18 protein-coding genes, 1 pseudogene and 1 riboswitch are annotated in these 22847 nt (G+C 72.1%); of the genes and pseudogenes, 8 read left to right on the forward strand and 11 right to left on the reverse strand.

Annotation, left to right across the window (positions count from 1 at the left end):
• Nucleotides 1-304: 304 nt before the first annotated feature.
• From IEZ10_RS37075 to IEZ10_RS37095, 5 genes are all read left to right on the forward strand, one after another.
• Complete coding sequence (locus IEZ10_RS37075; RefSeq protein ID WP_189251178.1) at nt 305-799, forward strand: GyrI-like domain-containing protein; 495 nt, start codon at nt 305-307, stop codon at nt 797-799.
• Between the two features lie 283 nt (nt 800-1082).
• The gene (locus tag IEZ10_RS37080) at nt 1083-3593 is read left to right on the forward strand and encodes a helicase-associated domain-containing protein (protein ID WP_189251179.1); all 2511 of its coding nucleotides are present in this window, start codon (nt 1083-1085) and stop codon (nt 3591-3593) included.
• Nucleotides 3594-3683: 90 nt separating this feature from the next.
• Nucleotides 3684-4274, forward strand: a complete 591-nt coding sequence (locus IEZ10_RS37085) for an MgtC/SapB family protein (RefSeq protein WP_189251180.1) — start codon at nt 3684-3686, stop codon at nt 4272-4274.
• Nucleotides 4275-4510: 236 nt separating this feature from the next.
• Nucleotides 4511-6157: a DNA repair helicase XPB gene (locus IEZ10_RS37090; RefSeq protein ID WP_189251181.1), complete on the forward strand. Its 1647-nt coding sequence runs from the start codon at nt 4511-4513 to the stop codon at nt 6155-6157.
• A gap of 548 nt (nt 6158-6705) precedes the next feature.
• Complete coding sequence (locus IEZ10_RS37095) at nt 6706-8778, forward strand: HelD family protein (RefSeq protein WP_189251182.1); 2073 nt, start codon at nt 6706-6708, stop codon at nt 8776-8778.
• Nucleotides 8779-8911: 133 nt separating this feature from the next.
• On the opposite strand, the gene groL is transcribed toward IEZ10_RS37095, so the two are convergent.
• From groL to IEZ10_RS37120, 5 genes are all read right to left on the reverse strand, one after another.
• Nucleotides 8912-10537, reverse strand: a complete 1626-nt coding sequence (gene groL / locus IEZ10_RS37100) for a chaperonin GroEL (RefSeq protein WP_179826155.1) — start codon at nt 10535-10537, stop codon at nt 8912-8914.
• A 431-nt stretch (nt 10538-10968) separates the two neighbouring features.
• On the reverse strand, nt 10969-11169 hold the full coding sequence (locus IEZ10_RS37105; protein ID WP_068927743.1) for a cold-shock protein: 201 nt from the start codon (nt 11167-11169) through the stop codon (nt 10969-10971).
• Nucleotides 11170-11503: 334 nt separating this feature from the next.
• Complete coding sequence (locus IEZ10_RS37110) at nt 11504-11779, reverse strand: MoaD/ThiS family protein (protein ID WP_189251183.1); 276 nt, start codon at nt 11777-11779, stop codon at nt 11504-11506.
• A gap of 23 nt (nt 11780-11802) precedes the next feature.
• The gene (gene thrC, locus IEZ10_RS37115) at nt 11803-13092 is read right to left on the reverse strand and encodes a threonine synthase (protein WP_189251184.1); all 1290 of its coding nucleotides are present in this window, start codon (nt 13090-13092) and stop codon (nt 11803-11805) included.
• A gap of 14 nt (nt 13093-13106) precedes the next feature.
• A riboswitch (SAM riboswitch) is annotated at nt 13107-13246 on the reverse strand.
• Nucleotides 13247-13429: 183 nt separating this feature from the next.
• Complete coding sequence (locus IEZ10_RS37120; protein WP_189251201.1) at nt 13430-13987, reverse strand: RNA polymerase sigma factor; 558 nt, start codon at nt 13985-13987, stop codon at nt 13430-13432.
• A gap of 225 nt (nt 13988-14212) precedes the next feature.
• On the opposite strand from IEZ10_RS37120, the gene IEZ10_RS37125 reads away from it, so the two are divergent.
• Nucleotides 14213-15643 (forward strand): alpha,alpha-trehalose-phosphate synthase (UDP-forming), encoded by a 1431-nt coding sequence (locus tag IEZ10_RS37125; protein ID WP_373287458.1) that lies wholly within the window; start codon nt 14213-14215, stop codon nt 15641-15643.
• A gap of 23 nt (nt 15644-15666) precedes the next feature.
• On the opposite strand, the gene otsB is transcribed toward IEZ10_RS37125, so the two are convergent.
• Complete coding sequence (gene otsB, locus IEZ10_RS37130) at nt 15667-16455, reverse strand: trehalose-phosphatase (RefSeq protein WP_189251186.1); 789 nt, start codon at nt 16453-16455, stop codon at nt 15667-15669.
• 213 nt (nt 16456-16668) lie between these two features.
• Nucleotides 16669-16965: pseudogene (locus IEZ10_RS37135) on the reverse strand (DUF3263 domain-containing protein); the annotation flags it as partial.
• Nucleotides 16966-17080: 115 nt separating this feature from the next.
• On the opposite strand from IEZ10_RS37135, the gene IEZ10_RS37140 reads away from it, so the two are divergent.
• Together IEZ10_RS37140 and IEZ10_RS37145 are read left to right on the forward strand one after the other, a co-directional pair.
• The gene (locus IEZ10_RS37140; RefSeq protein WP_189251188.1) at nt 17081-17884 is read left to right on the forward strand and encodes an SAM hydrolase/SAM-dependent halogenase family protein; all 804 of its coding nucleotides are present in this window, start codon (nt 17081-17083) and stop codon (nt 17882-17884) included.
• Between the two features lie 321 nt (nt 17885-18205).
• Nucleotides 18206-18649, forward strand: a complete 444-nt coding sequence (locus IEZ10_RS37145; RefSeq protein WP_189251204.1) for a hypothetical protein — start codon at nt 18206-18208, stop codon at nt 18647-18649.
• A gap of 262 nt (nt 18650-18911) precedes the next feature.
• Here IEZ10_RS37145 and IEZ10_RS37150 read toward each other — a convergent pair whose 3' ends face one another.
• From IEZ10_RS37150 to IEZ10_RS37165, 4 genes are read right to left on the reverse strand one after another with little or no spacing between them, the layout of a single operon-like run.
• On the reverse strand, nt 18912-19925 hold the full coding sequence (locus IEZ10_RS37150) for an ABC transporter ATP-binding protein (RefSeq protein ID WP_189251189.1): 1014 nt from the start codon (nt 19923-19925) through the stop codon (nt 18912-18914).
• Entirely contained in the window at nt 19909-20946 is a 1038-nt protein-coding gene (locus tag IEZ10_RS37155; protein ID WP_189251190.1) for an ABC transporter ATP-binding protein, read from the reverse strand. Before IEZ10_RS37155 ends, IEZ10_RS37150 begins: the two co-directional genes overlap by 17 nt.
• Nucleotides 20947-20958: 12 nt before the next feature.
• Nucleotides 20959-21885 carry an ABC transporter permease gene (locus IEZ10_RS37160; protein WP_189251191.1) on the reverse strand — a complete coding sequence of 309 codons (927 nt, stop codon included), beginning with the start codon at nt 21883-21885 and terminating at the stop codon, nt 20959-20961.
• Complete coding sequence (locus IEZ10_RS37165) at nt 21878-22816, reverse strand: ABC transporter permease (RefSeq protein ID WP_189251192.1); 939 nt, start codon at nt 22814-22816, stop codon at nt 21878-21880. The genes IEZ10_RS37160 and IEZ10_RS37165 overlap by 8 nt, the downstream gene beginning before the upstream one ends.
• Between the last annotated feature and the right edge of the window lie 31 nt (nt 22817-22847).

Consider the following 22847-nt stretch of genomic DNA (forward strand, 5'->3'; position numbering starts at 1 on the left):
AGCCCGTCTCCCGCCACAGCAGCCGCGCGCAGTCCGCGGCCACGCGCGGCGCGACGGCGCCCTCCAGCTTCACGAAGCCGTCGCGGAGGAAACGGGATACCAAGCTCGTGTCGTCCATGCCCCCATCGTGCGGCGACACCGGCCCCGATCACCCGACACTTTCCGCACCGCTTCCATCGGGTGTGCGGCGACAGCGCCGGCGCACGATCGGACCGAACCGCGGCGATCGACCGCGACCGGTGCGTCTTCGATCAAGGTCGACGTCGGATTCAGGTTCCGCCCGACTGCCGAAGGGAGCGAACACATGGACACCCGCATCGTCGACCGTCCCGCGTTCCGGCTCGTGGGGCACGCTGCCCGCGTTCCGCTGATCCACCATGGCGTCAACCCGCACATCCAGCGGCACATCACCGCCCTGGCGGCGGAGGAGCACCTGCGCTTGAAAGCGCTCAACAACACTGAGCCGAGCGGCCTGCTCGCGGTCAGCGACGACCTCCATCCTGACTGCGACGAGGGCAGCGAGCTGACCTACCTGCACGGGGTCGCCGTGTCCCCGGACACGCCGATCCCCGGCGGCCTCGACACCATCGAGGTTCCGGCCGGCATATGGGTGGTCATCCGGACCACGGGACCGTGTCCGCGGGCCCTGCAGAAGACCTGGGCCGCGGCCGCGGCCGAGTGGTTCCCCTTCAACCCGTGGCGTCTGCGACCAGGCCCGGAGATCGTCGCGGCGCTCGAACCGACGAACGACTTCGGCACCGCGGCCTGTGAGCTCTGGCTGCCCGTCGAGCCGGCGTGACGACCCGGCGAGCGTCCGGACGCCAACGCCGCGGATCCATCCGGCCCGAGCACGGGTACCTCAGTGAGCAGCTCCGGCCTGGTCTTGCATGGGAACATCCGGCCCTCTCGATCACATGACGATGTGAAAGGAGGGCCGAACCGGCCGCCGTCCCCGGCGTCGGGAACGTCGGCGGCTTCCGCGATGCTCCCACCAGGACCGCGTCAGCAAGATCGAACCAGCCCCGGCCCCATCCCCGCGAGCGCTTAAGCCTTTGTCGGGGACGCCTCTTACCATGGACGGAATGAGCACGGAGTTCACCGAATGGCTGCGCGGCCGGAGCGACGACCGGCTGCGGGCGCTCGTCGCCGCGCGCCCCGAGCTCATCACCCCGGTCCCGGCCCACATCGAGGGGCTGGCCGGGCGGGCGAGCAGCCCGTCGGCGGTCGCCCGGGTGCTCGACCGGCTCGACCGGTTCGCGCTCGCGGTCCTGGAGACGCTGGCCGTGCTCCCCGAGCCGGTCGGCTACGACGTCCTGCGCGGCCGGCTGGCCCGGGCGCTGCCGGGGGCCGCCGGACGACCGTTCCGGACGGCGCTCCGGGAGACGGCCGAGCGGCTGCGGACCCTCGCCCTGCTCTACGGCCCCGACCGCGCCCTGGCCCCGGCGCCCGGCGTGCGGGAGGCGCTGGACGCCCCCGCCGGGCTCGGCCCGCCGGCCGCCGAGGCGTTCCGGCACCACTCCCCCGAGCGCCTGGCGGAGCTGGTCCACGACATCGGCGGCCGGAACGGCGGCACCGGTGAGTCCGCCGGGCGCAACGGCGCCGCTTCCGGGCCCAACGGCGCCCATGACCGGCCGGACCGCGGGGGCGCCGGCGCGCGGGAGGCCCTCGCCGCGCTGCTCGGCGACGACGCGACCGTCGGCCGCCTCCTCGACGAGGTCTCCCCGCAGGCCCGCGCCGCCCTCGACGAGCTGACCTGGGGCCCGCCCAGCGGCCGGGTGCCCAACGCCCGCCGCGAGGTGCGGGCCGCCACCGCCCGGTCGCCGATCGACCAGCTCCTCTCCCGCGCGCTGCTGGCCGCCGCCGGCGAGGAGACCGTCGTCCTGCCGCGTGAGGTGGGCCTGTTCCTGCGCGACGGCCGGATCCACCGTGACCTCTCCCCGCTCCCTCCCGCGCTGGAGGGCCCGGCGCGCGACCCCGAGCTCGCCGACCGCACGGCCGCGGGGCAGGCGTTCGCGTTCACCCGCGCGGTGGAGGAGCTGTGCGAGCAGTGGAGCGCCGATCCGCCGGGCGTGCTGCGCGGGGGCGGCCTGGCCGTACGCGACCTGAAGCGGTGCGCGGCCCTGCTCGACCTGCCCGAGTGGGCGGCGGCCCTGGTCATCGAGGTGGCGCACGCCGCCGGGCTGGTCGCCGCGAGCGGCTCGGTCGACGGCGAGTGGCTGCCCACCCCCGCCTACGACGCCTGGCGGGTGAAGGGCACCGAGGACCGCTGGGTGGCGCTGGCCACGATGTGGCTGACCATGGACCGGGTGCCGGGCATGATCGGCGACCGCGACGAGCGCGACCGGCTGCTCAACGCCCTCCACCCCGACCTGCGCACCTCCGTGGCCTCCGAGGTCCGCACCACCGCGCTGGGCGTGCTGGCCGTCGCGGGCCCCGGGGTGGCGCCGTCGCTCGCGTCGGTGCGCGAGCGCCTGGCCTGGGAGCAACCCCGGCGCCGCGGCGAGCGGCGCGACCGGCTGGTGGAGTTCACCCTGCGCGAGGCCGAGCAGCTCGGGGTCACCGGCCTCGGCGTGCTCGCCGGCCACGGCCGGGCGCTGCTCCCCGGGGTCCTCGACCACCAGGATCCCGTGAAGCCCGGTGGGCCCGGCGACCCCCGCGAGCCCGGCGGCGTCCGCGCCGGGACCGCGGGCGAGCTGCTGCTCCCGCTGCTGCCCGAGCCGCTCGACCACATGCTCCTGCAGGCCGACCTGACCGCCGTCGCCCCCGGCCCGCTCACCGGCGAGCTGAGGCGGTGGCTGGCGCTGGCCGCCGACGTGGAGTCCACCGGCGGCGCGACGGTGTACCGGTTCGGCGAGGGGTCGCTCCGGCGGGCGCTGGACGCCGGGCAGGGCGCCGACGAGATCCTCGCCATGCTGGAGCGACACTCGGCCACGCCGGTGCCGCAGCCGCTGACCTACCTCGTCACCGACGTGGCCCGCCGTCACGGCCGGATGCGCGTCGGCACGGCGAGCGCCTACGTCCGCTGCGACGACCCCTCGCTGCTGGACGAGGTGATGGCCGACCGGCGCTCGCTGCCGCTGCGGCTGCGCCGCCTGGCCCCCACGGTGATCGCTTCCAAGGCGTCCCGGCAGACGCTCCTCGACGCGCTGCGCGCGATGGGGTACGCCCCGGCGGCCGAGTCGCTGGAGGGCGACGTCATCATCACCCAGCTCGATGTCCGGCGGACCGAGGGCCAGCCCGCCGTCCGCCCGCCGGTCACGTTCACCGGCCTGGAGGCCGACGTGGTGGCGGCGGCGGTCCGGGCCGTGCGGGCCGGGGACGCGGCCCACCGTTCCCGCCGCGCCCCGGTGAGCGCGCCGGAGGGCCGGCCGCCCCGCTCGCCCTCGACCGCCACCGTCGACGCGCTGCGCGAGGCCATCCGGCAGGGCTCCCAGGTCTGGATCGGTTATCTCGACTCCCAGGGAAACGCCACGAGCCGGATCCTGGAGCCCGCCCGGATGGAGGGTGGATACCTCACCGCCTACGACGAGACCCGGGCGGCGGTGCACCGCTTCGCCCTGCACCGCATCACCGGCATCGCGGGCGTCGAGTGACACGCGCCCGTTCCGCTGTGGCCGGGATCCCGGCCCCATATCGTGATATCTGTTGAAGCTGGTCTGCCCAACCGAAGTGAGAGATCCACAGTGAGCAGCGGTCACCCCGAAGGCCCCAACGGCAACCCGGACGACTGGAAGAACCCGTACGGCTCCGGCCCCGGTCAGACTCCCGGGTACGGCCAGTCCGGCGACCACGGCCAGGCCCCCGGATACGGCCCGCCGCCGGGCGGCCACCCGACCGGCGGCCAGTACCCCCCGCCGGGCCAGGGATACGGTCAGGGATACGGCGGTCCGGGGTACGGCGACTCCGGATACGGCGGCCAGGGATACGGCGGCCAAGGGTACGGCGACCCCTCCTACGGGCAGCCCGCCCCCGGGTACGGCTACGGCGGTTACGGCTACGGACCCGCGCCGCAGGGCGGCAACGACGGCGTCCGGACCCACGCGATCGTCGCGCTGGTGATCAGCATCATCCTGGCCCTGAGCTGCTACGTCACCCTGGGCGGCATCGCCGGAGCCATCCTGTCCGGCATCGCGCTGGGCAAGGTCGAGCGTGAGCCGCAGACCGCCAGGAACCTCCTCAAGTGGACCTGGATCAGCATCGGCATCAACATCGGGCTCCTCATCCTGGGCGTCGGCGGCCTGGTCGTCGCCGGGATGTCCGGCGCCTTCGACTGACCGGCGGTTCCGGTGGGAACTCGGGCTCCGGTCAGGGACTTATCGGAGGCCCGTGTCCGTTGAACACCGGGTGGGCCGCACGCGGAGAGCGGGATGACACGGCCACCCGGACCTGCCGCGCGGATCCCCGCCACGGAGGATCCGCGGCGGATCCGCGACGCGGGCCCGGAACACACCGGCCGCCCCCTCGCCGATGCGAGCATGGGGTTCGCCGGCCGCGCAACGAGGGAGAAGCCTTGACCGACGGACCACTCATCGTGCAATCGGACAAAACCCTGCTGCTGGAGGTCGAGCACGAGCGGGCCGACGAGTGCCGCAAGGCGATCGCGCCGTTCGCCGAGCTCGAACGCGCCCCCGAGCACGTGCACACCTACCGGGTGACCCCGCTGGCGCTGTGGAACGCGCGGGCCGCCGGGCACGACGCCGAGCAGGTGATCGACGCGCTAATCGGCTACAGCCGCTATCCCGTCCCCCACGCGCTGCTGGTGGACGTGGCCGAGACCATGGCGCGCTACGGCCGGCTGCGTCTGGAGAAGCACCCCGTCCACGGGCTGGTGCTGACCAGCACCGACCGCGCCGTGCTGGAGGAGGTGCTGCGCTCCCGGAAGATCCAGCCGCTGCTGGGCGAGCGGCTGGGCGACGACGGCGTGGCGGTGCACCCCAGCGAACGCGGCAACATCAAGCAGCACCTCCTCAAGCTGGGCTGGCCTGCCGAGGACCTCGCCGGATACGTCGACGGCGAGCACCACCCGATCAGCCTGGCCGAGGACGGCTGGGCCCTGCGCACCTACCAGCGGGAGGCCGCCGAGGCGTTCTGGCACGGCGGGTCGGGCGTGGTGGTGCTCCCCTGCGGCGCGGGCAAGACGATCGTGGGCGCGGCGGCGATGGCGCACGCCCAGGCGACGACGCTGATCCTGGTGACGAACACGGTCTCGGCGCACCAGTGGAAGCAGGAGCTGATCCGGCGGACCTCGCTGACCGAGGACGAGATCGGCGAGTACACCGGCACCAAGAAGGAGATCCGGCCGGTCACCATCGCCACCTACCAGGTGATGACCACCCGCAGGCAGGGCGTCTACCGCCATCTGGAGCTGTTCGACGCCCGCGACTGGGGTCTGGTCGTCTACGACGAGGTGCACCTGCTGCCCGCGCCGATCTTCCGGATGACCGCCGACCTGCAGGCCCGGAGGCGGGTCGGGCTGACCGCGACGCTCGTGCGGGAGGACGGCCGGGAGGGTGACGTGTTCTCCCTGATCGGCCCCAAGCGCTACGACGCGCCGTGGAAGGAGATGGAGAACCAGGGCTGGATCGCCCCGGCCGACTGCGTCGAGGTGCGGGTGACGCTGAGCGAGTCGGAACGGCTCGCCTACGCGATGGCCGACGCCGAGGAGCGCTACCGGTTCTGCGCGACCACACCGGCGAAGCTGCGGGTGTCCGAGGCGCTGGTCCGGCGGCACCCGGACGAGCAGGTGCTGGTCATCGGCCAGTACATCGACCAGCTCGACGAGCTCGGCGAGCATCTGGGCGCCCCGGTGATCAAGGGCGAGACGAAGGTCAAGGAGAGGGAGCGGCTCTTCCAGGCGTTCCGTGACCGGGAGATCCAGGTCCTGGTGGTGTCGAAGGTCGCGAACTTCTCCATCGACCTGCCGGAGGCCGCGGTGGCCATCCAGGTGTCGGGCACCTTCGGCTCACGCCAGGAGGAGGCCCAGCGGCTGGGCCGGGTGCTGCGTCCCAAGTCGGACGGGGGCGGCGCCCGCTTCTACTCGGTGGTCAGCCGGGACACCGTCGACCAGGACTTCGCCGCCCACCGTCAGCGGTTCCTGGCCGAGCAGGGGTACGCCTACCAGATCATCGACGCTGACGACGTGCTCGCCGGCGAGTGACACCGCCGGGCGAGCACGCCCTCACATGTCCCGGTCCGTCGACCGGTCAGGTCCACGAGATACCGCGGGTCTTCGGCAACCACACCACCCCCTCGACAAGGCCGCGGCGGCCATTGGCGACATACCCCCATGATCTGCGGGAGTCACCAGATTTGCTCCCCTTTTTTGCGATTTTCGAGTAGTGTGACGGAGGGTGACAAAGGGGTCGCTGTGGGAATTGGAACGTTCCCTCGTACGGCCCCGCAACGGCCTCCTCCGTCCCGCCGCGCCTCCCTCCGGAACACCGCGTCCCACCGGAACACCGCGTCCCACCGGAACGCCGCGCCCCGCCGGTCCCGCCCTCCGGAGCGAGCCCGTACGGCCGGCACCCGCCCCGACGGATCCGTCCGGCGCGGCGCCGGATCCGGCGATCGGCACGACCGTCGCGATACCCGCCGCATCGGGCTCCCGGTCACCCGCTAATCCTTTTGAGACGTCCGGGGGCCGCGGCTAAGCTAGTCGGTTCGCTGCCTGATCACCTCCGTTTACCGAATGGGAGGCGTTTTCGTATGCCCGCACACCAGCTGGCCCCCGACATAGCCGACGATCCCGACGACCCCGACCACTCCGTCCGTTCCGCCGGTCCCGGCGACGGCGCGGACACCGCGGCGGTCCTCGAAGCCGAGCGACGGCACCTGGCCGTCTCCCGGGCGGCGCTGCGCGCGATGCGCGAGCACGCTCAGTCCCTGTCCTCCGACGCCGCCGGCGACTGGGTCTCCCAGCAGATCCTCCAGGCGCTGCTGGACCAGCGCGTCGCGGCGCTCGCCGACCACTCGGGCACCCCCCTGTTCTTCGGCCGCCTCGACCGCACCGGGGGCGACGACCTCCCCGGCACCATCTACGTCGGGCGCCGGCACGTCCACGACGAGCGCAGCCGTCCCCTGGTGATCGACTGGCGGGCGCCGGTCTCACGGGCGTTCTACCAGGCCACCCCGGCCGACCCGATGGGCGTGGAGCTGCGCCGCCGGTTCGGCTACCACGGCGGCGACCTGACCGCCTACGAGGACGAGCCGCTCACCGGGGGCGCCGTCCTGGCGCAGAGCAGGATCCTCACCGAGGAGATCGAGCGTCCCCGCTCCGGCCCGATGCGCGACATCGTCGCGACGATCCAGCCCGACCAGGACGAGATCGTCCGGTCCGGGCTGGGCGGCACGGTGTGCGTCCAGGGGGCGCCCGGCACCGGGAAGACCGCCGTCGGCCTGCACCGGGCCGCCTACCTGCTGTTCACCCACCGGGAGAAGCTCGCCAGGTCCGGCGTGATGATCGTCGGCCCGAACCGCGCCTTCCTCGCCTACATCTCCTCGGTGCTGCCCGCACTGGGCGAGGTCAAGGTCGACCAGACCACCGTCGCGGGGATCCTCGGCGAGTACGCCGCGCCGGAGGACCCCGCCGTCGGCACGGTCAAGGGCGACGCGCGGATGGCTCCGGTGCTGCGCCGCGCCCTGTGGACGCACGTCGTCAAGCCGACCGAGGGCCTGCTGTTCACCAAGGGCGTCAACCGCTACCGGGTCGCCGACCACGAGGTCCGCGAGATCGTCGCCTCGCTGCGCGGCACCACCCGCTACGGCCCCGGCCGCGCGGCCCTCGCCCAGCGGCTGGCCCACATGGTGCTGGTCCGGATGGAGCAGCGCGGCGAGTCACCCGACGACCGGGTGCAGGACGCCGTGGCCCGGTCCAAGCCGGTCAAGCAGCTCGTGGACGCCGTGTGGCCCAAGCTGACCCCGCAGCAGGTGCTCCACCGGCTGTTCAGTGACCCCGCGTTCCTCGCCGCCGCCGCGAAGGACGACCTCACCGCCGACGAGCAGGCCCTGCTGCTGTGGGCCAAGCCGGCCAAGTCGCACCGCTCGGCGAAGTGGTCGGCGGCCGACGGCGCGCTGATGGACGAGCTGGCCGACCTGATCGAGCGGACGCCCTCCCTGGGGCACCTGGTGGTGGACGAGGCCCAGGACCTGTCGGCGATGCAGCTGCGGGCGCTCGGGCGGCGGTGCCGTACCGGGTCGGCCACCGTACTCGGCGACCTGGCGCAGGGCACCACCCCCTGGTCGGCCCGCTCGTGGACGGAGGTCCTCGCCCACCTGGGCTTCGAGAGCGGCGCCGTCACCGAGCTGACCCTTGGCTTCCGCGTGCCCCGCGAGGTCCTCGACTACGCCGCCCGGCTGCTGCCCGACGTCGCCCCCGGCCTGGCCGCGCCCCGCTCGCTGCGGCCCGGTGCGGGCTCCCTGACGGTACGGCGGGTGCCCGACCTCGCCGCGTCCCTGCCGGAGGCGGCGCGAGAGATCCTGACGCGGGAGGGGTCGATCGGCGTGATCGTCCCGGACGCCTCGGTCGCCGCCGTGTCGGCGTCCCTGGCCGGCCTGGACCACCGGGTGCTGGGCCCCGACTCCGTCGAGGAGCACCGTCTGCTGGTGGTGCCGGCGTCCCTGGCCAAGGGCCTGGAGTACGACCACGTGATCGTGGCCGAGCCTGCCGACATCGTGGACGCCGAACCGCGCGGCCTGGCCCGCCTCTACGTGGTCCTCACCCGCGCGGTCACCTCGTTGACCGTCCTGCACGCCCGGGATCTGCCTCCGCTTCTGCGCTGACGCGGGCCGCGGCCGGCCCGCGGAAAAGGGCCGAGGAAAAGGGCCGGAGAAAAAGGCGGAAAAGGACAGCGGAAAAACGGAAAGGCGGCCCCGGAGATCCGGGGCCGCCTTCTCGTTCGCGTGAGACGACGGACTAGAAGTCCATGTCGCCGCCGCCCGGCATGGCGGGAGCGGCCGGGGTCTTCTCCGGCTTCTCGGCGATGACGGCCTCGGTGGTGAGGAACAGCGCCGCGATGGACGCCGCGTTCTGCAGAGCGGAACGGGTCACCTTGGCCGGGTCGAGGATGCCCGCCTCGAACATGTTGACGTACTCGCCGGTGGCGGCGTTCAGGCCCTCACCCGGGGTGAGGTTGCGCACCTTCTCCACCACGACGCCGCCCTCAAGGCCGGCGTTGACGGCGATCTGCTTCAGCGGCTCCTCCAGGGCCTTGCGGACGATCGCGGCACCGGTGGCCTCGTCGCCGTTCAGCTCCAGCTTGTCGAACGCCTTGGCGCCCGCCTGCAGCAGCGCCACGCCACCGCCGGGGACGATGCCCTCCTCGACGGCCGCCTTCGCGTTGCGAACGGCGTCCTCGATGCGGTGCTTGCGCTCCTTGAGCTCGACCTCGGTCGCCGCACCGGCCTTGATGACGGCCACGCCGCCGGCCAGCTTGGCGAGGCGCTCCTGGAGCTTCTCGCGGTCGTAGTCGGAGTCGGTGTTCTCGATCTCGGCGCGGATCTGGTTGACCCGGCCGGCGATCTGCTCGGCGTCACCGGCGCCGTCGACGATGGTGGTCTCGTCCTTGGTGACGATGACCTGGCGGGCCCGGCCGAGCTGGTCGAGCGCGGTGGACTCCAGCTTGAGGCCGATGTCCTCGCTGATGACCTGGGCGCCGGTCAGGATGGCGATGTCGCCCAGCATGGCCTTGCGGCGGTCACCGAAGCCGGGGGCCTTGACGGCCACCGAGCGGAACAGGCCGCGAATCTTGTTGACGACCAGGGTCGCCAGGGCCTCGGCCTCGACGTCCTCGGCGATGATCAGCAGCGGCTTGCCGGACTGCACGACCTTGTCGAGGACCGGCAGGAGGTCCTTGTTCGCGGAGATCTTGGAGTTGACGACGAGGATGTACGGGTCGTCGAGGACGGCCTCCATACGCTCCGGGTCGGTGACGAAGTAGGGCGAGATGTAGCCCTTGTCGAAGCGCATGCCCTCGGTGAGCTCAAGCTCCAGGCCGAAGGTGTTGCTCTCCTCGACGGTGATGACGCCTTCCTTGCCGACCTTGTCCATCGCCTCGGCGATCATCTCGCCGATCTGCGGGTCGCCCGCGGAGATGGAGGCCGTGGAGGCGATCTGCGCCTTCGTCTCCACGTCCTTGGCGAGCTTGAGCAGCTCCTCGGAGACACGCTCGACGGAGGCCTCGATGCCCTTCTTCAGGCCCATCGGGTTGGCGCCGGCGGCCACGTTGCGGAGGCCCTCGCGAACCAGGGCCTGCGCGAGGACGGTGGCGGTGGTGGTGCCGTCACCGGCGACGTCGTCGGTCTTCTTGGCGACTTCCTTGACGAGCTCGGCCCCGATCTTCTCCCACGGGTCCTCGAGCTCGATCTCCTTGGCGATGGACACACCGTCGTTGGTGATCGTGGGGGCGCCCCACTTCTTCTCCAGGACGACGTTGCGGCCCTTCGGGCCCAGGGTCACCTTGACGGCGTCCGCGAGCTGGTTCATACCACGCTCGAGACCGCGCCGGGCGTCCTCGTCAAACGCGATCATCTTGGCTGCCATACGGCTAGACCTCCCGAACACAGGGTGGCTTGCACCGGATCGAGCCGACGCCCGCGACGGCATCGGATCCGCGACTCCGTTCGGCGGATCCCATCGCCCCGATCCAGGGTTGGCACTCACCCGTGGGGAGTGCCAACAAACTATTTAGCACTCTACCCTGCCGAGTGCAAGCGACGCCGCGTTGACCTGCCCTGGGAGGTGGCGACCTCACGCGCCCCGGCGCGGCCGCCGCTTCACTCGGCCTCGCCCCGGCGGCCACGCCGTACGGCGGAGTCCGGCCCCGGTACGACGGAGCCCGGCCCTGTCACGGCGAGGGCCCGGCCCGCCGAGGGGACACGGCGGACCGGGCCGGCGCGCCGAGGGCCCGCGTGGACTGCGCTGCCACGGGGGCCGTCCGGCACGCCCCTGCGCACCTCAAGGAAACGGCTGCCTCAGACGGCCCGGACGGACTCCGCCTGCGGACCCTTCTGCCCCTGGGTGATCTCGAACTCGACCCGCTGGCCCTGTTCGAGTGAGCGATAGCCGTCCATCATGATCGCGGAGTAATGGACGAACACATCCTTACCACCGTCTACCGCGATGAAGCCGTAGCCCTTGTCCGCGTTGAACCATTTGACGGTGCCTTGCGCCACTTCCGACTCCTCTTACTGGACTTGAGGACGTCGCCCATTCCTCTCGCAACGCCCTCAATCTCCGAGGCGGACACATCGCCTGCGTCGATCGTTCTCGACCATACCTGTGGTACGCCGTAGGGCAACAGAGTCAACCAGCAAACTGCCGCTTTACGTACGAATACAGCACGAGAACATAGTTTTGCTATCCAGGCCCGCTGATCAAATATTGCATTATTTCATCAAGCGCCGATATGGACACCCTCCCGAAAGCGCGACACCCGCCCCGAACTGGATCGGGGCGGGTGTCGGCGGGCGCCGTACGGCACGGCGGCCCGGAACGTGGAGGGCCGGATCAGCCCCCGGCGACCGCCGGGATGATGGAGACCTGGACGCCCGACGGCGTGACGGTGTCCAGGTTGTCGGCGAAGCGGACATCCTCGTCACCGACGTAGACGTTGACGAACCGGCGAATCTTGCCGGAGTCGTCAAGAATCCGGGCGCCGATCCCGGGGAAGTCGGCGTCGAGTTTCCGCAGCACGTCGCGGAGGGTCTCACCCTCGGCGTTCACCTCGGCCGCACCACCGGTGTACGTCCGGAGAATCGTCGGAATCCGTACAGAGACACTCATTATTAAGCACCTTTCCGGTGATTTCAGGCGATGACCGAACGGAATTCGTCAAGCGAGGGGCGGATGACGGCGGTGGGACGGGCCTCGCCCGCCACCGCGTCGAGGGTCTTCAGGCCGTCGCCGGTGTTGAGCACCACGGTCTCGGCGTCGGGGTCGAGCCGCCCCTCGGCGACCAGCTTGCGCAGCACGCCGACCGTGACGCCGCCGGCGGTCTCGGCGAAGATGCCCTCGGTCCTGGCCAGCAGCCTGATCGCGTCGACGATCTCGGCGTCCGTGACGTCCTCCACCGCGCCGCCGGTGCGCCGGGCGATGTCCAGCACGTAGGGGCCGTCGGCCGGGTTGCCGATGGCCAGCGACTTGGCGATCGTCTCCGGCCGCACCGGGCGGATCACGTCGTGGCCCGCCTTGTAGGCGGCCGAGACCGGGGAGCAGCCCTCGGCCTGGGCGGCGAAGATCCGGTACGGCCTCTCCTCGACCAGCCCGAGCGCGATCAGTTCCTTGAACCCCTTGTCGATCTTCGTGAGCTGGGAGCCGGACGCCACCGGGACGACGATCTGGTCGGGGATCCGCCAGCCGAGCTGCTCGGCGATCTCGTACGCCAGGGTCTTGGAGCCCTCGGCGTAGTACGGGCGCAGGTTGACGTTGACGAAGCCCCACCGCTCGCCCAGCTCGTCGCCGATGAGCTCCGAGCAGAAGCGGTTGACGTCGTCGTAGGTGCCCTCGATGCCGACGAGCCTCCCGCCGTACACCGAGGCCATGACGATCTTGGCCTGCTCCAGGTCGGCGGGGATGAACACGCAGGCGTCCAGCCCGGCCCGGGCGGCGGCCGCGGTCACCGCGCCGGCGAGGTTACCGGTGGAGGAGCACGACAGGGTGTGGAAGCCGAAGTTGCGGGCCGCCTCGACGGCGATGGCGACCACGCGGTCCTTGAACGAGTGGGTCGGGTTGCCCGAGTCGTCCTTCACGTGCAGCGAGCGCAGGCCCAGCTCGCGGGCGAGGTTGCCGGCGTTGACGAGCCTGGTCCAGCCGGGCGCCATGTTGGGCCGGGCGGCGACGCCGTCCGGGACCGGCAGCAGCGCGCGGTACCGCCAGATGCTCGCCGGGCCGGCGGCGATCTGCTCGCGCGTGACGCGCCCGAAGTCGTAGGCGACCTCCAGGGGGCCGAAACACTCGATACAGGCGAAGCTCGGGCCGAGGTCGTAGCGGGTGCCGCACTCCCGGCAGGACAGGGCCACGGCGGGGCCGAAGCGGCCGTCGAGCGCGGTGTCGGCGGAGACGGAGGCGGTGGGGATCTCTGTTTCTGCGAGCGCCATGAAGCGAGGCCTTTCCCTCATCTTCGTCCGCGACCACCCTGGTCGCGAACCGGAATTGGCACCTGTCCCGGCCGACCCCGCCATGTCGCGAGTTTGAACCGAGAGGGTTGCCGGGGCTTCGCAGGGCCGGTCCCTCCACCCCTCTGGATGAGCAATATGAAGTTGTGGGCCCGATGGACGGGTCTCCTGCACCTTACCCCGGCCATCGGGTGTTCCGACCGGATGTCTCACTCCGCGAGACGGCCGGTGTCATCCCCCGGACAATGGCGCGCCCGTCACGGGCGGCGGCACCCCGGGAGGAAGGGGCGGGATCTCCGGGGAACGCCCGGCCGGGCCCTCAGAAGCCGTAGGCGTCGCCCAGGGCGCCCTGGACGTACTTGCGCGCCTGGTGGATGCGCGACTTGGCGGTGCCGAGCGGGATGCCGAGCTGCTCGGCCACCTCGCTGTAGTCGAGCTGGCAGATGTCGCGCAGCACCAGCGCCTGGGCGAGGTCGGGCTTCTCCGCCTCCAGCGCCTCCATCGCGTCCAGCAGGTCGAGCCGCGACCCGGCGATCACGCTCACCCGGGCGACGTCGGGCCGCTGCACCGGCAGCTCGTCGGAGCTCTGCTCGGCCGAACGCCGCTTCAGCGAGCGGTAGGTGGTGCGGGCGCAGTTGGCGGTGATGATGTGCAGCCACGTGCTGAAGCGGGCGCGCCCCTCGAACCGGCCGATGTTCCGCGCCACCGCCAGCAGCGTGTCCTGGCACGCCTCCTCGGCGTCCTGCCGGTAGGGAAGGATCCGGCCGCAGTGCCGGAGGATGTCGGGTTCGATCCGCCTCAGCAGTTCGCCGAGCGCGCGGTGATCACCTCGGGCGGCCAGCCGGGCCAGTTCCTCGGTCGTCTCGTCCAGCGCCATCACGAGCTCCTGATCGACGGTCACGGTCGATCGCCATCCTAAGCTCCGGCGGCCCTTTCCTTGGCGTCACCTTGACCGTCCCCCCGTTCCCGGCGGCTCCGGCGGCCCGGCGGCCCGGGGCGCGATCCCCCCTGGGAACCCGCACAGGTGGAAGACCAGGGCATTTTGCACGAGGCCCGGCTAACCTTTCAGTCCAGGCAAGCGCGTCCCTCTGCCGAAGGGATCCTGATGAGCGGCCCCATCCTGCTGGCTTCGAACCGCGGTCCCGTCTCCTTCACCCTCTCCGACGACGGTTCCCTGACCATGCGCCGGGGCGGCGGGGGCCTGGTGTCGGGCCTGTCGGAGGTGTCGCGGGACATCGACCTGCTGTGGATCTGCGCCGCGCTGTCCGACGGCGACCGCGGCGCCGTACGGCTGGCGCCCGGCGGCCGGCTCGACCACGCGGGCTTCGACACCGGGGCGGTGCGGATGCTCGACATCCCCCCGGCGACCTTCCACCGCGCCTACAACACCGTGGCGAACTCCACGCTGTGGTTCGTCCACCACCTGCTCTACGACACGCCCAACCGGCCGCAGTTCGACGCGAGGTTCCGCCGCGACTGGGAGTCCTACCAGGCGTACAACGAGGCGTTCGCGACGGCGCTGGGCGAGGAGGCGCCGCACGAGGCCCGGGTGATGGTCCAGGACTACCACCTGTCCCTGGTCCCGGCCATGCTGCGCGGTGAGCGGCCCGACCTGCGGGTGGCGCACTTCTCGCACACCCCCTGGGCCCCGCCGGAGTACTTCTCCCTGCTCCCCGACGACCTGCGGGTCGAGCTGCTCGAAGGCATCCTCGGCGCCGACCGGGCCGGTTTCCTCACCGCCCGGTGGGCCGGGGCCTTCATGGACTGCTGCGAGACGGTGCTCGGCGCCCGGGTGGACCGCGTGCACCGCACCGTCACGCACGGCGGCCGGACCACCCGGGTCGGCGTGCACCCGCTGGGGGTGGACGGCGAGGCGCTGTGGGCGCGGGCCTCGGAGCCCGACGTCGAGTCGCACATGGCCGCGCTCCGCGACCAGGTGGGCGACCGCAGGCTGATCGTGCGGATCGACCGGACGGAGCTGTCCAAGAACATCGTGCGGGGCCTGTCGGCCTACCGGGAGTTCCTGGCGGCGCACCCGGAGTGGCACGGCCGGGTGGTGCACCTGGCGTTCGCCTACCCCTCCCGCCACGACCTGCCCGAGTACCGCGAGTACACCGCCGCGGTGCAGCGCTGTGCCCAGGAGATCGAGGACGAGTACGCCACCGAGGACTGGAGCCCGCTGATCCTCAACGTCGACGACGACTACCCGCGCTCGCTGGCCGCCTACCGGCTGGCCGACGTGATGCTGGTCAACCCGATCCGCGACGGCATGAACCTGGTGGCCAAGGAGGGGCCGCTGCTGTCGCCGGGCAGCGCGCTGATCCTGTCGCGCGAGGCGGGCGCCGCCGCCGAGCTGGGCGAGAACGCGCTGCTGGTCAACCCCTTCGACGTCTCGGCCACGGCGGCCGCCATCCACCGGAGCCTGATCATGCCGGAGGCCGACCGCGTCCGCATGGGCGCGCGGCTGTCGGCGGCGGCCACCGCGCTGCCGCCGCGCCGCTGGTTCACCGACCAGCTCGCCGCCCTGGGATGAACGCCCGGCCCGGCGCCGGCGCCCTAGCGGTCCGTTCCCCCGGCCTCGATCGCGTCGGCGATCGAGGCGAACAGCTTCATCACCCCGTCGGGACCGTCCACCACGATGTCGGCCTCCACCTCCAGCTCGGCCGACCCGCTGAACACCGTCACGCCGGGCAGGCCCGACGCCCGTACGGCCTCGAACGCCGCGATGTCCCCGAGGTCGTCACCGGCGAACAGCACCGAGCGCGCGCCGCGCTCGCGCAGGAACGCGCCGAGCGCCTTCCCCTTGTCCATCCCCGGCGGCCGCAGCTCCAGGACGAACTTGCCCGGCTCCACCGCCAGCCCGGTCTCGACGGCCAGCTCGGCGATCGGGTCGCGCAGCGCGACGAATACGCCCTGGGGGTCGTGGGCCCGCCGGGTGTGCACGGCCAGCGCCCGCTCCTTGTCCTCGACCACGACCCCGCCGAACGGCTCGACCAGCCGGGGCAGGTCCGCCCGTGCCCGGTCCAGGCCGGGGTGCGGCGGCGGCGAGGTGACCGTGCCCGCCTCCCAGCGTTCGAGGCCGTAGTGGCCGAGCACGACGACCCCGGGTATCCCGGCCAGGGAGCCGTACTCCACGGCGGTGGCCGCCGGGCGGCCGGTGACGACCGCCACGGCGCCGACCAGGCGGCCGAGCCTGGTCAGTACGGCGACGCCGTCCGGATGGATCCTGGCGTCGGCGGGGTCGGGCACGATCGGGGCGAGCGTGCCGTCGAAGTCCACCCCGATCACCGCCCCCGCGGGGTCGGCCGTGATCGCGCGCAGTCCGTCAGGGAAGTCAGTGGTCATGCTCGCTCGCTCCGTCGTCGGCCCGGCCGTCTCGCCGGATCACCGGCTCACCGTCGTCTCACCGGCTCGCCCGGCGTCCGCCGGGGTGCCCGCTCGCAGTGCCGTACCCCTCTATTTGATGATTTATCCGAAATAGGGGTCATCACCGGGGTCACCGGGCGGCACGCCGGGTGAGGCGTCGGACGGGGAGGAGGCGCCGGGCGGGGCCGCCGGGCCGGCGCGGCGGACGTCCCGGTCGCGGCGGCGCGTCTCGCGGAGCCGGCGCAGGCGCTTGACGAGCATCGGGTCGTGGGCCAGCGCCTCCGGCCGGTCGACGAGCTCGCCGAGCAGCTGGTAGTAGCGGGTGGCCGAGACGCCGAAGGTCTGCCGGATGGCCTGCTCCTTCGCGCCGGGACGGCGCCACCACCGGCGCTCGAAGGCCAGCAGCTCCCGCTCCCGTTCGGTGAGGGCACGGGCGTCCGGCTCGCGTCCGGCGCCGGCGTCGTCGCCGGGGATCGGTGCGCCGTCCATCGCCCTCCTCCTCGGTCGGGCGCCCGGCGACCACGCCGGGCGCGCGCCCGGAAGTCAGGATAGTCCGGAATTTCTGTCTGTTCACGGCGGAGGCCCCGACGTACAGTCACCAGGTGTGACCTCAGTCATCACCATTCTCACGGACTACGGCCTGCAGGACGGCTACGTCGCCTCCTGCCACGGCGTGATCGTCGGCATATCGCCGGAGGCGCGGATCATCGACGTGTGCCACCAGGTCCCGACGGGGGACGTGCGGCGCGCGGCGGCGATCCTGGCGCAGACGGTCCCCCACATGCCGCCCGCCGTCCACATCGCCGTGGTGGATCCCGGGGGCGGGGCCCGGCGCGCCGTGGCGGTCGAGGCGGGCGACCACGTGTTCCTGGGGCCGGACAACGGGGTGCTGTCATGGGCGGTCCAGGCGAGCGGCGGCGCGCGGGCGGCCTACGAGCTCACCAACGAGGAGTTCTTCCACCGGCCCGTCTCACCGACCTTCCACGGCCGCGACGTCTTCGCACCCGTCGCGGCGTTCCTGACGGTCGGACGCCGGCCGCCCGAGCTGGGGCCGCCGATCCCGCTCGACCGGCTGGTCTCGCTGCCCGCGCCGACCTCGCGGGTGCACGAGGGCACGGTGGAGGGCGAGGTGCTGTCGGTGGACGGCCACGGCAACACCCAGCTCTCGGTCACCGGGGGCGACCTGGACACGCTGGGCGCGCGCCCCGGCGGCACGCTGGTGGTCTGGCTGGGCAGGCGGCACGTCACCGTGCCGTTCCGCGAGACGTTCGCCGCCGTCGCGCCGGGCGAGCTGGTCGCCTTCACCGACTCGGCGGGGCTGCTGTCGCTGGCGGTCCACGCGGGCGACGCCTCGCAGCGGCTGGGCCTGCCCCCCGGCGCCCACGTGCGCCTGTCGGTCCACCCGTGACCCGCGCGCGCCGCGCCGCCCGCCCGCGACCCGCCCGCCCGTGACGGGCGCCGCTCCCCTCCGGCCCGGCGCCGCCCGCGGTCCCCGCCGCCCGTCACGACCCGCGGGACCGCGACGGGCATGGCCGTACGGCGCCGCACGGGCGTTATGCCAGCTTTTGCCCCGCTATGGCGCTGCGATCATTGCCGCCGCCTGACCTTCTCGGCACCGCCCGTAGACGTGCCGCTGGATAGTCTCACTCTCGCTACTTCGCGTGGTCACGCGCATACGCGGAGTGTCAAGGCCAATCACTGGCGCGATTTCCTTTCGGGGGGAACACAAATGATTCGTCGTCTTCTCGTCACCTCGGCGTGCGTCGGCCTCGCCGTCCTCGCCCCGGCCGTCGCCGCCTCGGCGTCCACGGCCAAGACGGCCAACTGCTGCGGTGCCGGCGCCTTCATCCCGACCAGCACCGTCACCTACGGCCAGGTCGTCACCCCGGTCGCCGTCGCCAGCTCCGCCAACTGCCTCGGCTACAGCGGTGTCGCCCTCGCCGGCGGCAACTGCTTCGGCTACGGCGCCGGCTGCTACGGCGGCGGCTTCTACGGCGGCGGCGGCTACTACGGCGGCGGGCTCGTCCCGGGGGGCTACGGCCTCGGCGGCGGCGGCTTCCTCGGCGGCGGCAACAACGTCAACACCCTCAGCCCCGGCACCGGCGTCGTGGGCAACGGCACGGGCATCGGCGGCCTCATCGGCGTCGGCAACCTGGGCATCGGCGTCCTCTAAGGAGCGATGCCGCCGGTCGGCCCCGCGCACTGCCGGCGGGTGCCGGCCGGCTTCTCCGAGCACCGAAAAGGGCGGTGCCCCCGCACGTCACCGTGCGGGGGCACCGCCCTTCGGTCGTCTCCGGCGCCCGGCCGGGACCGGCGGGCCGTACGGCCCCGGGAACCTCACGCGCCCGGCCGGCGGCGCGATCGGCGGCGCGGCCGACGCGCCGCGCGACCGCCCGCCGTACGAGCCGTAGGAGCCGTAGGACCGGAGAAGACCCCTACACGTGCACCACGTCGTGGGTCTCGGCGAAGTGGCAGGCGCTGGCGTGCCCGGTGCCGGGCCTGATCTGCAGCAGCGGCTCCTGCTGGGCGCAGATGTCCTGCGCCTTCCAGCACCGGGTGCGGAACCGGCAGCCCGACGGCGGGTTGGCCGGGGACGGCGGGTCGCCCTGCAGCACGATCCGCTCACGCCGCTCGCGCCCGTCGGGGTCGGGCACCGGCACCGCCGACAGCAGCGCCTGGGTGTACGGGTGCGCGGGCCGGTCGTAGATCTCCACGTCGGTGCCGATCTCCACCATCTTGCCCAGGTACATCACGCCGACCCGGTCGGAGATGTGGCGGACCACCGACAGGTCGTGGGCGATGAAGACGTAGGCGAGGCCGAACTCCCGCTGCAGCCGCTCCAGCAGGTTGACGACCTGCGCCTGGATCGACACGTCGAGCGCGGACACCGGCTCGTCGCAGACGATGATCTCCGGCTGGAGCGCCAGACCGCGGGCGATGCCGATGCGCTGGCGCTGGCCGCCGGAGAACTGGTGCGGGTACCGGTTGACGTGCTCGGGGTTGAGCCCCACGACCTCCAGCAGCTCCTGCACCCTGCGGCGGCGGTCGCCCTTGGGCGCGACCTCGGGGTGGATCTCGTACGGCTCGCCGATGATGTCGCCCACGGTCATCCGGGGGTTCAGCGAGGTGTAGGGGTCCTGCATCACCATCTGGATGTTGCGGCGGACCCTCTTGAGCTCGGACCCCTTGGCGTTCGCGATCTCCCGGCCGTTGATCCTCACCGAGCCGGAGGTCGGCCGCTCCAGCGCCATCAGCACCTTGGCCAGCGTGGACTTGCCGCAGCCGGACTCGCCCACGATGCCGAGCGTCTCGCCGCGGCGCAGGTCGAAGGAGACCCCGTCGACGGCCTTGATCGCGCCGACCTGCTTCCTCAGCAGGATGCCCTGGTGCAGCGGGAAGTGCTTGACCAGGTCGCGGACCTCCAGGATCGGCTCACCTGCGGCTGTCATCGAAGACCTCCCTCCAGTAGTGGCACGCGCTGCCGCGGGTCGGCCCGATCTCGTACAGCGGTGGCGCGTCGGTGACGCAGTTGTCCTGACGGTAGGGGCACCGGGGGTGGAAGGCGCAGCCCTGCGGCATGTCCAGCAGGTTCGGCGGCATGCCCTTGATGGCGTACAGCTCCTGGCCCTTGAGGTCCACCCTGGGGATGGAGTCCAGCAGGCCCTTGGTGTACGGGTGGGCGGGCGACCGGTAGATGTCGTGCACCAGGGCGTTCTCCACGATCCGCCCGCCGTACATGACCGCGATCTTGTCGGCCACGTCCGCCACGACGCCGAGGTCGTGGGTGATGAGGATCAGACCCATGTTGCTCTCGCGCTGGAGCTCGGCGAGCAGCTCCATGATCTGGGCCTGCACCGTCACGTCGAGCGCCGTGGTCGGCTCGTCGGCGATCAGCACCTCCGGGTCGAGCGCGATCGCCATCGCGATCATGATGCGCTGGCGCATGCCGCCGGAGAACTGGTGCGGGTAGTCGTTCACCCGCTGCCGGGCCGCGGGGATGCGGACCCGGTCCATCAGCTCGATGGCCTTCTTCGTGGCGTCGCGGCGGGACATGCCGCGGTGGACCCGGAACATCTCACTGATCTGCCAGCCCACGGTGAACACCGGGTTCAGCGCGGAGAGCGCGTCCTGGAAGATCATCGAGATGCGCTGGCCGCGGACCTGCGCCCGCTGGTCCTCCGGCAGCCGCAGCAGGTCGGTGCCGCGGAAGCGGATCTCGCCCCGGGGGATGCGGGCCGGCGGCATGTCGAGGATGCCCATGATGGCCTGCGCGGTCACCGACTTGCCGGACCCGGACTCGCCGAGCACGGCGAGGGTCTCGCCGGGGTTCAGCGAGTAGCTGACCCCGTTGACCGCCTTGACGACGCCCTGCCGGGTGGCGAACTCCACGTGCAGGTCGTCGACGGCGAGCAGCGGACCGTCGCCCGGGGCCGTCCGCGCCGGCAGCACCGGCGTCGAGGTCTTCTTCACAGCGGGTCCCCCTTACCGCAGCTTCGGGTCGAGGGCGTCGCGCACGGCGTCGCCCAGCATGATGAAGGCCAGCACGGTCAGGCTCAGGAACAGCGCCGGGAACAGCAGCGGAGCCGGAGCCTCCAGGAACCGCTCCCGGGCGTCGGAGATCATCAGACCCCAGGAGATGTCCGGGGAGCGCAGGCCGACACCGAGGAACGACAGGCCCGCCTCGGCCGCGATGAACGTGCCCAGGTTGATCGTGGAGACCACGATCACCGGCGCGACGGCGTTCGGCAGGATGTGCCGGAACATGATCCTCGGCGCCGAGGCGCCGAGCGCCCGCGCGGCGACGACGTAGTCCTGGCTCTTGGCGGTGATCACCGCGGCGCGCATGATGCGGAACGTCATCGGCCAGGCCAGTACGGCCAGCGCCAGCGTGACGGTCCAGACGTTGCCGGTACGGAAGACCGCGAGGATGAGCAGGGCGCCCAGGATCGACGGGATCGCGAAGAAGATCTCGGTGATCCGGGAGAACAGGGTGTCCACCGCGCCGCCCTTGAACCCGGCGACCAGGCCGACCAGCCCGCCGACGACCGCGGTGACGATCGTGGTGCTCAGGCCGACCACGATCGAGTTGCGGGCGCCGTAGAGGGTGCGCGCGTAGACGTCGCAGCCGAGGTTGTCGGTGCCGAAGAAGTGGGCGCCGCTCATCGGCTGCCGCGCCTTGGCGAGGTCGCAGCTGGCGGCGTTGAGCGGGTCGACCGAGGTGAAGAGCCCGGGGAACGCCGCGATGACCAGGATGGCCGCGATGAGGACGGCCGAGCCGATGAAGAGGGGGCGGTGGCGCAGGTCGTGCCAGGCGTCGCTCCACAGGCTCGCCGCCTTGGGCGCCTTGGGCGGCTTGGCGGTCCCGCCGTGCTTGCGGCGCCGGGCGGACGGCGCGATCGTGTCACTCATAGCGGATCCTCGGGTCGAGCACGGCGTACAGCAGGTCGACGACCAGGTTCGCCAGGATGTAGACCAGCACCAGCACGGTCACGATCCCGACGACCACGGACTGCTCGCGCAGGTGGACGGAGCTGAACAGCTGCTGGCCGATGCCGGGCAGGTTGAAGATCGTCTCGGTGATCACCGCGCCGCCCATCAGCGTGCCGAGGTCGGCGCCGAGGAAGGTGACGAGCGGGATCAGCGCGTTGCGCAGCGCGTGCCGTCCGACGACCCGGCGGCGGGGCAGGCCCTTGGCCACCGCGGTGCGGATGTAGTCGGCGCGCAGGGTCTCGGCCAGGCTGGTCCGGGTGAGCCGGGTGAGGTAGGCGATCGACACCCCGGCGAGCACGAAGCCGGGCAGCAGGTAGCTGCGCCAGCCCTCCGTCACGCCCGCGATGGGGAACAGGTCGATCCCGGCCGTCTTGAGCTTGACGCCCAGCAGCAGCTGGAGCACGAAGCCGGTGACCAGCGTGGGGATGGAGATCAGCACCAGCGTCGAGGCGAGGATCAGCGAGTCCGCGGGCCGGCCGCGGCGCAGCGCCGCGTACAGGCCGAGGCCGATGCCGATGACCGCCTCCAGGACCAGCGCCGTCACCGCCAGGTTGATGGTCACCTGGAACTTGCCGGCCATGAGGTCCGTCACCGGCACGCCGGCGAAGGTCTTGCCGAAGTCACCGCCGAACATTCCCGTGAGGTAGTACCAGTACTGCACGATGAACGGGTCGTTCAGGTGGTACTGGTCGCGCAGGATGGCGACGATGTTGGGGTCCATCCGCTTCTCGCCCGCCAGCGCCGCGATGGGGTCGCCGGGCAGCGCGAAGACGATGGCGTAGATGAGCAGGGTGGCGCCCAGTAGGACGGGTATCGCCTGGATCAGGCGCCTGATGATGTAGCGGCCCATTCAAGCCTCCCTTGTGCCCCGCCGCGGCCCT

It is taken from the genome of Streptosporangium pseudovulgare (assembly GCF_014648055.1).
GTDB classification, from domain to species: domain Bacteria; phylum Actinomycetota; class Actinomycetes; order Streptosporangiales; family Streptosporangiaceae; genus Streptosporangium; species Streptosporangium pseudovulgare.

Excerpts from the sequence above, each read along its gene's own strand:
- IEZ10_RS37165 (WP_189251192.1), bottom strand. The coding sequence starts at position 22,816 with ATGGGCCGCTACATCATCAGGCGCCTGATCCAGGCGATACCCGTCCTA.
- IEZ10_RS37075 (WP_189251178.1), top strand. The coding sequence starts at position 305 with ATGGACACCCGCATCGTCGACCGTCCCGCGTTCCGGCTCGTGGGGCAC.
- IEZ10_RS37110 (WP_189251183.1), bottom strand. The coding sequence starts at position 11,779 with ATGAGTGTCTCTGTACGGATTCCGACGATTCTCCGGACGTACACCGGT.
- IEZ10_RS37080 (WP_189251179.1), top strand. The coding sequence starts at position 1,083 with ATGAGCACGGAGTTCACCGAATGGCTGCGCGGCCGGAGCGACGACCGG.
- IEZ10_RS37145 (WP_189251204.1), top strand. The coding sequence starts at position 18,206 with ATGATTCGTCGTCTTCTCGTCACCTCGGCGTGCGTCGGCCTCGCCGTC.
- thrC (WP_189251184.1), bottom strand. The coding sequence starts at position 13,092 with ATGGCGCTCGCAGAAACAGAGATCCCCACCGCCTCCGTCTCCGCCGAC.
- IEZ10_RS37095 (WP_189251182.1), top strand. The coding sequence starts at position 6,706 with ATGCCCGCACACCAGCTGGCCCCCGACATAGCCGACGATCCCGACGAC.
- IEZ10_RS37160 (WP_189251191.1), bottom strand. The coding sequence starts at position 21,885 with ATGAGTGACACGATCGCGCCGTCCGCCCGGCGCCGCAAGCACGGCGGG.
- IEZ10_RS37150 (WP_189251189.1), bottom strand. The coding sequence starts at position 19,925 with ATGACAGCCGCAGGTGAGCCGATCCTGGAGGTCCGCGACCTGGTCAAG.
- IEZ10_RS37120 (WP_189251201.1), bottom strand. The coding sequence starts at position 13,987 with ATGGCGCTGGACGAGACGACCGAGGAACTGGCCCGGCTGGCCGCCCGA.
- otsB (WP_189251186.1), bottom strand. The coding sequence starts at position 16,455 with ATGACCACTGACTTCCCTGACGGACTGCGCGCGATCACGGCCGACCCC.
- groL (WP_179826155.1), bottom strand. The coding sequence starts at position 10,537 with ATGGCAGCCAAGATGATCGCGTTTGACGAGGACGCCCGGCGCGGTCTC.